Genomic DNA, 12,945 nt, shown 5'->3' with positions numbered 1-12,945 from the left:
CTGTGGCAGCCGACGCCCGAGGCGAACGGCGGCGCCGCGTACGTGCCCCTGACGCCCGAGGAGCGCGCGGCCGCCGCCCAGGACCTCGTCGCGAACACGCAGAAGCTCGTCGACGCCGTGACCGACCCGTCGTTCACGTTCGAGGCGTTCCAGATCACCAACGGCGCGAAGGAGCTGCTCGACGAGGTCGCGACCGGCAAGGTCACGGGCGAGGAGGAGATCTGGTCCCACACCGACCTGTGGGACTTCGCAGCCAACGTCGACGGCGCGCGCGTCGCCTACGAGGTCGTGCAGGACGTCGTGCGCGAGCAGGACCCCGACCTCGCGACGCAGCTCGACGAGCGGTTCGCCGCCCTCGAGCAGCTCCTCGCGCAGCACGGCTCGGTCGACGCCGGCTTCGTCGGCTACGACACGCTCACCGAGCCGCAGGTCCGCGAGCTCGCGGCCGCGGTCGACGCGCTGTCGGAGCCGCTGTCGCGTCTGACCACCACCGTGACGAGCGCGTGACCCCGTGACCGACGCGACCGCACCCGCACCCGACCCGGACGCGCCGGCGGGGACGGCACCGGCCCCGGGGCCGTCCCCGCGCGGCGTGAGCCGCCGCGCGCTGCTGGGCTGGGGCGGTGCGGCGCGGTCGGTGCGGGCCTCGGGGCTCGCGCGGGCCGCGCGACCGCACCGGCACCCGCGCCGCCGCCGCGCCGACAGCCGCGGCACGCACGTACGCGTTCACCGGCCGCCACCAGGCCGGCGTCGTCACGCCCGCGCAGGACCGCCTCTACGCCGCGGCGTTCGACCTCACGACGACCGACCGCGGCGAGCTCGTCGACCTGCTGCGGCGCTGGACCGTCATGGCGGCGCGGCTCACGCAGGGTCTGCCGCGGGGCCGCTCGGCCCCACCTCGGGCCCGTACGACGCACGCCGGACGACACGGGTGAGGCGCTCGACCTGCCGCCCGCGGGCCTGACGGTCACGGTCGGGTTCGGCCGGTCGCTGTTCGTCGGGACACCAGGCCCCGACGGCACGCCGGCGTCGACCGGTTCGGCCTCGCCGACCGGCTGCCCGCCGCGCTCGTCGCGCTGCCGCAGTTCGCGGGCGACGCGCTCGACCCCGCGCGGTGCGACGGCGACCTCGTGGTGCAGGCCTGCGCCGACGACCCGCAGGTCGCGGTGCACGCGATCCGCAACCTGTCGCGCGCGGCGTTCGGCACCGCGACGCTGCGGTGGGCGCAGCTCGGGTACGGGCGCACGTCGTCGACCAGCACCGCGCAGCGCACGCCGCGCAACCTGTTCGGCTTCAAGGACGGCACCGCGAACGTCATGGCCGAGGAGACCGCCGCGCTCGACGAGCACGTGTGGGTCCAGCGGGCGACGACGCGGCGGCGGACTGGCTCGCGGGCGGCAGCTACCTCGTCGCGCGGCGCATCCGCATGACCATCGAGACCTGGGACCGGTCCTCGCTGCGCGAGCAGGAGGCCGTCGTCGGCCGCACCAAGGCCGAGGGTGCGCCGCTGTCGGGCGGCGCGGAGCACTCCGAGCCCGACTTCGCACGCGAGGGCCGCGGCGGTCAGCCGCTCATCCCCGTGGACTCGCACGTCGCGCTCGCGCACCCGACCCGCAACGGCGGCGCGCGCATGCTGCGCCGCGGCTACAACTTCACCGACGGCAACGACGCGCTCGGCCGCCTCGACGCGGGACTGTTCTTCCTCGCGTTCGTGCGCGACCCGCGCACGCAGTACGTGCCGATGCAGGCGCGCATGTCGCGCGAGGACCGGCTGCAGGAGTACCTGCAGCACACCGGGTCCGGGCTGTACGCGGTGCCGCCGGGCGTCGCGTCGCTGCCGACCGGCGCCGACGGCGGCGCCGTCGTGACCGCGGACGGCCCGTTCTGGGGCGACACGCTGCTGGGCTGACCCGGTGCCGCCGCGGACGCCCGGCCGGCGCGCGGACGCTCGGCGCTCAGTCCTCGGTGCGCTGGTGCAGCATGCGCGCGACCTCGCCGATCGTCCCCGACATCGACGGGTACACGGTCGACGCGTCGGCCACCTGGTCGGCCGTGAGCCGGTGCGTGACGGCGAGCGTCAGCGGGAACACGGACTCGCTCGCGCGCGGCCCGACCACGACGCCGCCCAGCACGGTGCCCGTGCCCGCGTGCGCGAAGAGCTTGATGAACCCGTCGCGGACGCCGAGCATCTTGGCGCGCGGGTTGCGCGACAGCGGCAGCATGCTCGTGCGGTAGTGCGTGCCGCGCTCCTTGAGCACTGACTCGGGGACCCCGACGGTCGCGATCTCGGGCGCCGTGAAGATGTTGGCGGAGATGCCGCGCAGCTGCAGCGGCCGCACGGCGTCGCCGAGCGCGTGCGACATCGCGATGCGGCCCTGCGTCGCGGCGACCGACGCGAGCGGCAGCACGCCCGTGCAGTCCCCCGCGGCGTACACGCCCCGCACGTTGGTGCGCGAGACCTTGTCGACCTCGACGTGCCCCGACGGCGTGAGCCGCACGCCGGCCTCCTCGAGGCCGATCCCGCGCGTGGTCGGCACCGAGCCGACCGCGAACAGCACGTGCGAGCCCTCGACCGTGCGCCCGTCCTCGAGCGTCACGACCACGCCGTCGGCCGTGCGCCGCGCCGACGACGCCCGCGAGCGGGACATCACCGTCATGCCGCGCTGCCGGAACACCCGCTCGATCAGCTCGGCCGCGTCGGCGTCCTCGCCGGGCAGCACGCGGTCGCGGCTCGACACGAGCACGACGTCCGCACCGAGCGACGTGTACGCGCCCGCGAACTCGGCGCCCGTGACGCCGGACCCCACGACGACGAGCCGCTCGGGCAGCTCGGTGAGGTCGTAGAGCTGCGTCCAGGTGAGGATGCGCTCGCCGTCGGGCCGCGCGTCGGGCAGCACGCGCGGCGTCGCGCCCGTCGCGACGAGCACGACGTCGGCGTCGAGCACGCGCTCGCGGCCGTCGCCCTCGGTCACCGCGACGTGCTCGGGGTCGAGCAGCCGGCCGGTGCCCGCGACGATGTCGACGCCCTCGCGCGCGAGGCGCGCGCGGATGTCGTCGGACTGCGCGGCCGCGAGCGTCCGCACGCGCGCGTTGACGGCGCCGAGGTCGATGCGGTGCCGCAGCAGGTCGGCGGGCGAGTCGGCGCCCACGGCGTCCGCGAGCCCGTCGGTGCGGATGCCGAGCTCGGGCGCGCGGTCGGCGATGGTCATCCACTCGGCGGTCGCGATGAGCGTCTTCGACGGGACGACGTCCGTCAGCACCGCGGACCCGCCCAGGCCGGCACGCTCGACGACCGTGACCTGCGCGCCGAGCCGGCGCGCGACCAGTGCGGCCTCGTAGCCGCCGGGCCCGCCGCCGACGACCACGACGCGGCCCGCGGACGGCGCGTCGGGGGCGGGACGCACGGTCGACGCGGCGGTCGTGGCGGGAGCGGTCGGCTCGTCGGGGGCGGCGGCGGGCGCGTGGCTGGTCACCGTCCCATCCTGCCCGACGGACCGCCGCCGGGCCCCGCGACTAGCCTGGGCCCATGACCGACGTCTCCCCCGCGCACGACCTCACCGGCGGCGCTGTCCCCGACCTCGACGACCCCACGACCGACCCGTTCGAGGTCGCCCGCCGCGCGGCGGAGGTGATCGCCGCCCGCACGGGCGTCGAGCGCCACGACGTCGCGCTCGTGCTCGGCTCCGGCTGGGGCGGCGCGGCCGACCTGCTGGGCGAGACGGTCGCCGAGCTGCCGAGCCACGAGGTCCCGGGCTTCTCGCGCCCGGCCGTGCAGGGGCACGTGGGCACGCTGCGCTCGATCCGCATCGCGGGGGCCGACGGTCGCCCCGACCGGTTCGCGCTCGTGCTGGGCTCGCGCACGCACCTGTACGAGGGCCGCGGCGTGCGGCGCGTCGTGCACGGCGTGCGCACGGCGGCCGCGACGGGTGCCTCGACGATCGTCCTCACCAACGGCTGCGGCGGCCTGAACCTCGCGTGGGGCCCGGGCACGCCCGTGCTCATCCGCGACCACATCAACCTCACGGCGACGTCGCCGCTCGAGGGCGCGACGTTCGTCGACCTCACCGACCTGTACTCGCCGCGACTGCGCGCGGTCGCGCGCGAGGTCGACGCGAGCCTCGACGAGGGCGTGTACGTGCAGTTCCCCGGGCCGCACTACGAGACGCCCGCGGAGGTCGCGATGGCGGGCCGCATCGGCGGCGACCTCGTCGGCATGTCGACGACGCTCGAGGCGATCGCCGCGCGCCACGCGGGCCTGGAGGTGCTCGGCATCTCGCTCGTCACGAACCTCGGCGCGGGCATCAGCCCCGAGCCGCTCGACCACGCCGAGGTGCTCGAGGCCGGCCGCGCGGCCGGGCCGCGCATCAGCGCGCTCCTCGCGGAGGTCGTGCGGCGCGTGTGACGCGACGCGTCGCGCCGGACGTCGCCGTCCGGCGCGACGCAGCGGTACCGGCCAGTAGGTTGGAGGGGTGAGCAGCTCCGACCACGACGACGTGCTGCGCGGCGACGCGCCGGCGGCACCCGCGGACGACCGACCCGGCACCGACGAGCACGACGCGTGGACGCGTCTGGTCGAGGAGGTCGAGGCCTGGATCGCGGACGACCCCGACCCGCAGACCGCCGACGAGCTCGCGGACCTGCTGCGCACCGCGCGCGAGGACCCGCGGAGCGCGGCCACCGAGACCGCGGCCGACCTGGTCCGCGCGGACGCCGAGGCCGCGCGCACCGAGCTCGCGGACCGGTTCTCCGGGCTGCTGCAGTTCGGCACCGCCGGGCTGCGCGGCGAGCTCGCGGGCGGCCCGCACCGCATGAACCGCGCCGTGGTGATCCGCGCGGCCGCGGGGCTCGCGGACTTCCTGGTCGGCGAGCTCGAGGGCGCGTCGCCCGCGCCGCGCGTGGTCGTCGGGTACGACGCCCGCCACAACTCGCACCGGTTCGCGCTCGACACGGCCGAGGTCATGACGGCCGTCGGCATCGAGGTGCTGCTGCTGCCGCGGCCCCTGCCGACGCCCGTGCTGGCGTCGGCCGTGCGCCGGTTCGACGCCGACGCGGGGGTCATGGTGACCGCGTCCCACAACCCGCCGCGTGACAACGGCTACAAGGTGTACCTGGGCGGCCGGGTCGTCACGGGCGCCGGGCAGGGCGCGCAGATCGTGCCGCCCGCGGACGCGGCGATCGCCGCCGCGATCGCGCGGGTCCGGTCGGTCGCGTCGGTGCCGCGCGCGGCGTCCGGCTGGACGACGCTCGGCGAGGACGTCGTCGACGCGTACGTCGCGGACGCGGCGGCGGTCGCGCCCGGCGGTGACCCGGCCGGGCGCGAGCGGCTGACGGTCGTGCTGACGCCGTTGCACGGCGTCGGCGGGGCCGTCGCGGTCGACGTGCTCGCGCGGGCCGGCTTCCCCGACGTCACGCTCGTGCCGGAGCAGGCCGAGCCGGACCCCGACTTCCCGACCGTCGCGTTCCCGAACCCCGAGGAGCCGGGTGCGACCGACCTCGCGCTCGCGCTCGCCGCCGCGACCCGGGCCGACCTGGTCGTCGCGGTCGACCCCGACGCGGACCGCTGCGCGGTCGCGGTGCGCGACCGGCGCGCGCACGTCCGGTCCCTCGGGCCCGAGACGCCGCAGGCCGACGGCTGGCGCATGCTCACGGGCGACGAGGTGGGCGCGCTGCTGGGCGCGGACGCCGCGGCCCGCGCACGGGACGGCGGGGCCGCCGACGACGCGACGCTCGCCTGCTCGATCGTGTCGTCGCGCCTGCTGGCCGCCGTCGCGCGCGACGCCGGGCTGCGGTTCGCGTCGACCCTGACGGGCTTCAAGTGGATCTCGCGCGCCGAGGGCCTGGTGTTCGGCTACGAGGAGGCGCTGGGCTACTGCGTCGACCCGGCGCACGTGCGCGACAAGGACGGCATCTCGGCCGCGGTGCGGGTGTGCGACCTGGCCGCTCGCCTCACCGCGGAGGGGCGCACGCTCGTCGACGCGCTCGACGACCTCGCGCGCGCGCACGGCCTGCACGCGACCAGCCAGGTCAGCGCCCGGTTCTCCGACCTGAGCCGGATCGGCGCGACCATGACGACGCTGCGCGAGGCCCCGCCCGCGACGCTCGCGGGCTCGCCGGTGACCGAGGTCGTCGACCTCGCGGCCGGCACCGACGACGAGCGCGGCGGCCTGCCGCCCACCGACGGCATCCGCCTGCTCACGTCCGACGGCACGCGTGTCGTCGTGCGGCCGTCGGGCACGGAGCCCAAGGTGAAGGCGTACCTCGAGGTGATCGTGCCGGTGCCGCACGACGCGGACCGGGAGACCCTGGACGCCGCGCACGGCAGCGCCCGCGAGCGGCTCGCGCACGTCGCGCACGACGTGCGGGCCGCACTGGGCCTCGACGTCGCCTGACGTCGACGTCGGTGGTGCGGCGCGCCTCGCGGCACCGCACCACCGACGGCACGGTCAGCCGGTGCGCGCGCAGCGCAGCCCGGGCAGGGTCGTGGGCGCCTGCTGCGCGCCGGCGTTGAACCCGAAGACCACGGACTCCCCCTGCGCGACGGTCCCGTTCCAGGACAGGCTCTCGGCCGTCACGACGTCACCGCTGTAGGTGAACGCCGCGCCCCACGTGTCGTCGCTCATCTCGACGCCGTCCGGCCGCGTCCAGGACACGGTCCACCCCCGCAGGTCGGGCGCGGACGCCGTGACGCGGACCTGCCCCTGGAACCCGCCCGGCCAGGCGTTGAGGAGCTCGTAGGTCGCCGTGCAGGCACCGGCCGGCACGGCCGCGGGCGGCGCGGCGACGCCGGGCGCGCCGGAGGTCGGCGGGGTGATGGGCGCCGCGCTCGGCGGCGGCGCGGCGGGCGGCGGCGACGCGGCGGTCGGCGGCGGGTCCGCCGGCGCGCCCTGCGAGTCCGGCGACGTCGTCGGCGCGCTCGTCGCCGCGGCGGCCTCGATCACGACCTCCCCGGCGGCGAACGGCGTGACCGTCGCGTTGACGTCGCTGTCGACGCTCGCCGGGTCGCAGGTCGCACGGGCGCGGTAGGTCGTGTAGGTCCCCGCGTCGCACGTGAAGCCCACGACCGCGTCACCGCCGACCACGACGTCACCCGACAGCCGCGCGGTCCCGCGCACGACCGCGACGTCACGCACCACGACCCGGTCGGCCAGCCGGGCGCCGCCCTGCACCCACGCCCGCCCCTCGATCCGGACGCCGGGCCCGACGACCGCGTCGCCGCGCACCACGGCGTCGGGACCGACCCACGCGGTCGGGTCGACCGTCGCCCGGTCGTCGACCCACCCGCCGCCGTGGGCGTGCCGGTGCCCGCCGGTGACGTCCTGGGCCGCGTCGGCCACGACGGCCGCCCCGGCGACCCGGAACTCGTAGGGGTACCGCGGCGTCGCCGCGAAGCCGACCGGCGGGGTCGGCGCGATCACCCCGGGGGTCGCGGTCACGACCAGGTAGACCTCCTCCTCGCCGGGTCGCAGCGCGAGCGTCAGCTGCGCGTCGTCCGCCTCGGTGACGGGGCTGTACCGGGGCCCGGTCGGGCCGAGCGCCACCATGCCGAAGCTCCACCCCGCGCTCTCCCCGAGACCGTCGGCGTGCCCCCGCACCCGCACGGTGATCTCGCCGGCGCCGTCGGGCGCGAGGCGCACGACCGTGTACCCGTAGGCGCCCGGCGCGAACGTCCCGAGCACGCGGTGGTGGCCCGGGTCGTCGGGGACCGCGTCGACGGGAGTCGTCCGCTGCGCGCGGAGCACGGGGTCGACCTCGGCGAGCACGTCGCCGGGCGCGCCCGCACCGGGCAGGTCGGCGACGGCGGCGCGCAGCGCGTACTGGGCGATGCGACGGTTGAGCGCCGACGCGTCCGACGACGTGAGCCGCGCGTACGCGTCGAGCACGTCCTCGGTGTCGAGGGACCTCGACCACAGGTCGCCGAGCAGCGTGGGGTGGGACCGCGAGACGAGCTGCTGCAGCAGCAGCCAGCCCGCGTCGCCGTGCCGCGGGCTGCCCCACGCGAGCTGCGGCGCGTGCACCTGGTCCGACACGTCGGCGTACCGCCCGGGCACGGCCAGCGTCGCGAGGTAGGCCGACCCGGCGGCCCGGAGCGTCGCGGCCGACTCGGGCGTGAGGCCACGACCCGGGTGCGCCGCCGCGACGACGTGCTGCACGGTCTCCGCGACGCCGCGCGCGAGCTCCCAGGGCGTGCCCGCGGGGACGGCCGAGCCGGCCTCGGGCTTCCCCGGCGCGGTCGCGCCGCCCGCCGCGGCCCGCGGGGCGAGCACCGCGGGGTCGACCCGCAGCAGGCCGACGCCGTCGACGACCGCGCCGGACGTCACCGGTGTCGCGTCCGCGGCCACCGACAGGCCGCCGTCGACCGACGCGTCGGCCCCCGCCCGCGCCGCGCCGGGACCGTGCGACCACGTGCCGTCGACGACGACGAGCACCTTGCGACCCGTCAGCGGGCCGTCCTGCGCGGCGGGTCCGAGCGCCTCGACGTCGAAGGCGAGCAGGGCCTCGAGCTGCGCGAGCGTGCGGTCGGGGTCGAAGCGCAGGTCGGGCGGTGCGGTCGTCGGGTCCTCGCCGGCGCGGTCGCCCCACGCGAGCGCGACCGCGTCACCCTCGAGCACGTGGGCGTCCGCCCACGCGTCGCGCCAGCCGGCCGGCACGACGAGCGCGCGCTGCCCGTCGTCGGCGGCGCCCAGCCCCGAGGCCAGCGCCGCCCCGAGCCCGAACGCGACGACGAGGACGACGACGAGCACGCCGCGCGTGATCCGGCCCATGCCGCGTGCGTCTCCCCTCCCGGTCGTGCACGCCGAGCGTCCTGCGACCGGGTGCTGCTGCGGACGTGACGGGCGTCCGACGGGCCTGCGCCTGTCGGACGACCGTCCACCATCGTCCGGCGTCGACGACGAAGTCAACGCCCGATTCGTCCGTCTCGGGAGTATTTCACCCGTGCGAGAGTCGAACTCTCACGCGCCTCTCATGCGTGGTGACCGGGTCGTCGCCGTCAGTAGTCGCCGTCGGCCGTGACGCCCGCGAGCACCGCGGCCGTGCCCGACAGCCCCAGGCGCGTGGCGCCCGCCTCGACCATCGCGAGCGCGTCGGCCGCCGAGCGGATGCCGCCCGAGGCCTTGACGCCCAGCCGGCCGCCGACGGTCTGCGCCATGAGCCGCACGGCGTGCACGCTCGCACCGCCCGCGGGGTGGAACCCGGTCGACGTCTTGACGAAGTCCGCACCCGCGGCCTCGGCCGCGCGGCACACCGCGACGATCTCGTCGTCGGTCAGCGCGGCCGACTCGATGATGACCTTGAGCACCGTGGGCGCCGGGGCGGCGTCCCGGACCGCGCGCACGTCGGCCTCGACGTCCGCGAAGCGGCCCTCCTTGGCGGCGCCCACGTCGATCACCATGTCGACCTCGTGCGCGCCGTCACGCACCGCACGCGCGGCCTCGGCGGCCTTGACGTCGCTGTGGTGCTTCCCGGACGGGAACCCGCAGACCGTCGCCACCTGGAGGTCCGGCGCGCCGTCGATCCCCACCGGCACTTCGACGGGCAGGAACGACGGCGAGATGCACACCGAGTACACGCCCAGGCGGATGCCCTCGGCGATGAGCGCCTCGACGTCCGCGCGCGTCGCCTCGGGCTTGAGCAGGGTGTGGTCGACGAGGCGCGCGAGCGCGACGGCGTCCAGCGGCTGCCGTGCGGCGGCGGGGTCGAGGGTCGGGTCGGTGGTCATGCGCGGTGCCTCCCGGGGCGTGCGGTCCCCGGCGTGCGTGCCGGGCGGACGATGCGGTCGACGAGCGCGCGGCGCTCGTCCTCGTGCAGGAACGTGTGGCGGGCCGCGGCCACGGTGACCGCGAGGACGTCGTCGAGCGTCCAGCCGGCCTCGCGGACCAGCAGGCCGAGCTCGCGCGACAGGCTCGTGCCGGACTGCAGCCGGTTGTCGGTGTTGACCGTCACCTCGAACCCCGCGCGCAGCAGCGTCGTCACGGGGTGCGTGGCGACCGACGCGGCAGCGCCGGTCTGCAGGTTCGACGACGGGCACACCTCGAGCGGCACCCGGCGGTCGCGCACCCAGTGCGCGAGCGTGCCCAGGCGGTACGTGCCGTCGGGCTCGACCCGCACGTCGTCCGCGATGCGCACGCCGTGCCCCAGCCGCAGCGCGCCCGCGACGTGCAGCGCCTCGGCCATCGAGTCGAGCCCGCCGTCCTCACCGGCGTGCACGGTGGCCGGGAAGCTCGCCTCCCGCACCGTGCGGAACGCCGACGCGTGCCGCGACGGCGGGAACCCGTCCTCCGGGCCCGCGATGTCGAAGCCGACGACGCCCGCGTCCCGGTTCGCCAGGGCGAGCGCCGCGATCTCGTCCGCGCGGTCGGCCTGCCGCATCGCGGACAGCACCTGCACGACCCGGATCTCGTGACCCTGCTCGCGCGCCTGCGCCTCGCCCTCGGCGAACCCCTCGCGCACCGCGTCGACGACCTGCTGGAGCGTCAGCCCGGCGCGCTGGTGCTGCTCGGGCGCGTACCGCTGCTCGGCGTGCACGACGCCGTCGGCGGCGAGGTCGAGCGCGGCCTCCCGGGCGACGCGACGCAGGCCGTCCGCCGTCTGCATGACGGCGAGCGTGTGCTCGAACGTCTCGAGGTAGCGCGGCAGCGAGCCCGACGCCGCGGCGTCGACGAACCAGCGCGCGAGCGCGTCGGGGTCCGTGGTGGGCAGCGCGTGCCCGACCTCGGCGGACAGCTCGACGACCGTCGCGGGTCGCACACCGCCGTCCAGGTGGTCGTGCAGCAGCACCTTCGGCAGCGCGCGCAGCGTCGCGTCCAGGTCCCGCTCGGGGCCGTCCGGCCTGTCCAGCGATGTCACGCGTCGGGTTCCTCGTCCTCGTCGAGCGGCACCTCGGCCGCCTGGTCCACCACGTCGGCCTCGTCGGCCTCCCCCTCGAGGTCGGCGCGCGGCACGGCGGGTGCGTACTCCTCGGCGTCGCGCTCGTCCGGCACGTCGCCCTCGTCTGTCTCGGTCAGCCGCAGCGGCTCCTGCGGGTCGACGGGGACCAGCCCCGCGTCGCTCCAGGACTGCGGTCCGGGCACGGTGCTCATGGCTCCTCCTCGTGGTCGTGGGCGGCGGACGTCCTCATCGTGGCTCGCCCGCGGGCGCGCCGCGACCTCGGGGGCGCCCGGAGCCGCACAGCGCCACCCCGGGGCCGGTGCCCCGAGGTGGCGGCCGCGTCAGCCCGCGGCGACCCGGTCGAGCACGAGCGGCGTGCGCTCACCCGCGACGCCGTCGGGGTCGACGACCACGGCGCCCGTGAGCGCCTCGCGCGCGCGCCCGAAGCGCTCGGGGGTGTCGGTGTGCAGCGTGAGCAGCGGCTGTCCCGCACGGACCGTGTCACCGGGCCGGGCGTGGATCTCGACGCCCGCGCCGGCCTGCACCGGGTCCTCCTTGCGCGCGCGGCCCGCGCCCAGGCGCCACGCCGCGACGCCCACGGCGTACGCGTCGAGCGTCGTCAGGACGCCGTCGCGCTCCGCGAGCACCTGCTCGGTCTCGCGCGCGACGGGCAGCGTCGCGTCGGGGTCGCCGCCCTGCGCGGCGATCATGCGGCGCCACACGTCCATCGCGCGGCCGTCGGCCAGCGCCGCCTCGGGGTCGGCGTCGGGGCGCCCGGCGGCGTCGAGCATCTCGCGCGCGAGCGCGACGGTCAGCTCGACCACGTCGGCGGGTCCGCCGCCCGCGAGCACCTCGACCGACTCGCGCACCTCGAGGGCGTTGCCCGCGGTGAGGCCGAGCGGCGTCGACATGTCGGTGAGCAGCGCGACCGTGCGCACGCCCGCGTCGGTGCCGAGCTCGACCATCGTCCGCGCGAGCTCGCCCGCCCGGTCCGCGTCCTTCATGAACGCGCCCGAGCCGACCTTGACGTCGAGCACGAGCGAGCCCGTGCCCTCGGCGATCTTCTTGCTCATGATCGAGCTCGCGATGAGCGGGATCGCCTCGACGGTCCCGGTGACGTCGCGCAGCGAGTACAGCTTGCGGTCGGCGGGCGCCAGGCCCGAGCCGGCGGCGCAGATGACCGCGCCGACGTCCTCGAGCTGCCGCATCATCTCGTCGTTGCTGAGCGCGGCGCGCCAGCCGGGGATCGACTCGAGCTTGTCGAGCGTGCCGCCGGTGTGGCCCAGGCCGCGGCCCGACAGCTGCGGGACGGCCACGCCGAACACCGCGACGAGCGGCGCGAGCGGCAGCGTGATCTTGTCGCCCACGCCGCCGGTCGAGTGCTTGTCGGACGTCGGGCGCGACAGCCCGGAGAAGTCCATCCGCTCGCCGCTCGCGATCATCGCCGCCGTCCACCGGGCGATCTCGGCGCGGTCCATGCCGTTGAGCAGGATCGCCATCGCGAGCGCGGACATCTGCTCGTCGGCGACGACGCCGCGCGTGTACGCGTCGATCACCCAGTCGATCTGCGGGTCGGTGAGCCGGTGGCCGTCGCGCTTGGCGACGATCACGTCGACGGCGTCGAACGCCTCGGTCATGACTTCTCCTCCTGGTCCTGGTCGGCGCCGCGCTCGACGAGGTCGACGGGCCCGAACGCGTCGGGCAGCACCTCGCTCATGGGGCGGACGCCACGCACGGTCTCGACCAGCAGGTCGGGTCCGCCGTGCTCGAACAGCAGCTGCCGGCAGCGGCCGCACGGCGCCAGCACGTCGCCGTGCTGGTCGACGCACGTGAAGGCCACGAGCCGGCCGCCGCCGGTGACGTGCAGCATCGACACGAGGCTGCACTCGGCGCACAGGCCGACCCCGTACGACGCGTTCTCGACGTTGCAGCCCACGACCACCCGGCCGTCGTCCACGAGGGCCGCGACCCCCACCGGGAACCGGGAGTAGGGGGCGTACGCCCGGGTCATCGCGTCGCGTGCCGCGGCCCGCAGGCCGTCCCAGTCGACGGCCTGCGTCGTGCTCGCCATGTCCACTC

General features: G+C 76.8%; 11 protein-coding genes and 1 pseudogene. 5 read left to right on the top strand and 7 right to left on the bottom strand.

Annotated elements, in window-relative coordinates; translation table 11 throughout:
• From GY42_RS17960 to GY42_RS19970, 3 genes and pseudogenes are all read left to right on the top strand, one after another.
• Positions 1-507: EfeM/EfeO family lipoprotein (locus GY42_RS17960; RefSeq protein ID WP_046530341.1), on the top strand; the 507-nt coding region annotated here is incomplete at its 5' end.
• A 116-nt stretch (positions 508-623) separates the two neighbouring features.
• A pseudogene (locus GY42_RS20070) lies at positions 624-1,430 on the top strand (Dyp-type peroxidase).
• A complete protein-coding gene (locus GY42_RS19970; RefSeq protein ID WP_236686839.1) occupies positions 1,352-1,909 on the top strand; it encodes a Dyp-type peroxidase in 558 nt (185 codons plus the stop codon). Before GY42_RS20070 ends, GY42_RS19970 begins: the two are co-directional and overlap by 79 nt.
• Before the next feature lie 46 nt (positions 1,910-1,955).
• On the opposite strand, the gene GY42_RS17950 is transcribed toward GY42_RS19970, so the two are convergent.
• On the bottom strand, positions 1,956-3,404 hold the full coding sequence (locus GY42_RS17950; protein ID WP_046531240.1) for an NAD(P)H-quinone dehydrogenase: 1,449 nt from the start codon (positions 3,402-3,404) through the stop codon (positions 1,956-1,958).
• 122 nt (positions 3,405-3,526) lie between these two features.
• Here GY42_RS17950 and GY42_RS17945 point away from each other — a divergent pair, with 122 nt between their 5' ends.
• Positions 3,527-4,402 (top strand): purine-nucleoside phosphorylase, encoded by an 876-nt coding sequence (locus GY42_RS17945; protein ID WP_046530340.1) that lies wholly within the window; start codon positions 3,527-3,529, stop codon positions 4,400-4,402.
• Between the two features lie 166 nt (positions 4,403-4,568).
• Positions 4,569-6,389 carry a phospho-sugar mutase gene (locus tag GY42_RS17940; RefSeq protein ID WP_046531239.1) on the top strand — a complete coding sequence of 607 codons (1,821 nt, stop codon included), beginning with the start codon at positions 4,569-4,571 and terminating at the stop codon, positions 6,387-6,389.
• A 54-nt stretch (positions 6,390-6,443) separates the two neighbouring features.
• On the opposite strand, the gene GY42_RS18495 is transcribed toward GY42_RS17940, so the two are convergent.
• From GY42_RS18495 to GY42_RS17910, 6 genes are all read right to left on the bottom strand, one after another.
• Complete coding sequence (locus GY42_RS18495) at positions 6,444-8,762, bottom strand: DUF6055 domain-containing protein (protein WP_052748502.1); 2,319 nt, start codon at positions 8,760-8,762, stop codon at positions 6,444-6,446.
• Between the two features lie 227 nt (positions 8,763-8,989).
• Positions 8,990-9,718, bottom strand: coding sequence for a deoxyribose-phosphate aldolase (gene deoC, locus GY42_RS17930; protein WP_046530339.1), 729 nt, complete (start codon positions 9,716-9,718; stop codon positions 8,990-8,992).
• On the bottom strand, positions 9,715-10,845 hold the full coding sequence (locus tag GY42_RS17925; protein WP_046530338.1) for an adenosine deaminase: 1,131 nt from the start codon (positions 10,843-10,845) through the stop codon (positions 9,715-9,717). Before GY42_RS17925 ends, deoC begins: the two co-directional genes overlap by 4 nt.
• Positions 10,842-11,078, bottom strand: coding sequence for a hypothetical protein (locus GY42_RS17920; protein ID WP_046530337.1), 237 nt, complete (start codon positions 11,076-11,078; stop codon positions 10,842-10,844). The genes GY42_RS17925 and GY42_RS17920 overlap by 4 nt, the downstream gene beginning before the upstream one ends.
• Positions 11,079-11,207: 129 nt before the next feature.
• Positions 11,208-12,503 (bottom strand): thymidine phosphorylase, encoded by a 1,296-nt coding sequence (locus GY42_RS17915; protein WP_046530336.1) that lies wholly within the window; start codon positions 12,501-12,503, stop codon positions 11,208-11,210.
• On the bottom strand, positions 12,500-12,937 hold the full coding sequence (locus tag GY42_RS17910) for a cytidine deaminase (protein WP_046530335.1): 438 nt from the start codon (positions 12,935-12,937) through the stop codon (positions 12,500-12,502). Before GY42_RS17910 ends, GY42_RS17915 begins: the two co-directional genes overlap by 4 nt.
• Between the last annotated feature and the right edge of the window lie 8 nt (positions 12,938-12,945).

It is taken from the genome of Cellulomonas sp. FA1 (genome assembly GCF_000986825.1).
GTDB classification, from domain to species: domain Bacteria; phylum Actinomycetota; class Actinomycetes; order Actinomycetales; family Cellulomonadaceae; genus Cellulomonas; species Cellulomonas iranensis.
Note: the sequence above shows the minus strand (reverse complement) of the source record. Positions and strands in the feature narration are given on the sequence as shown.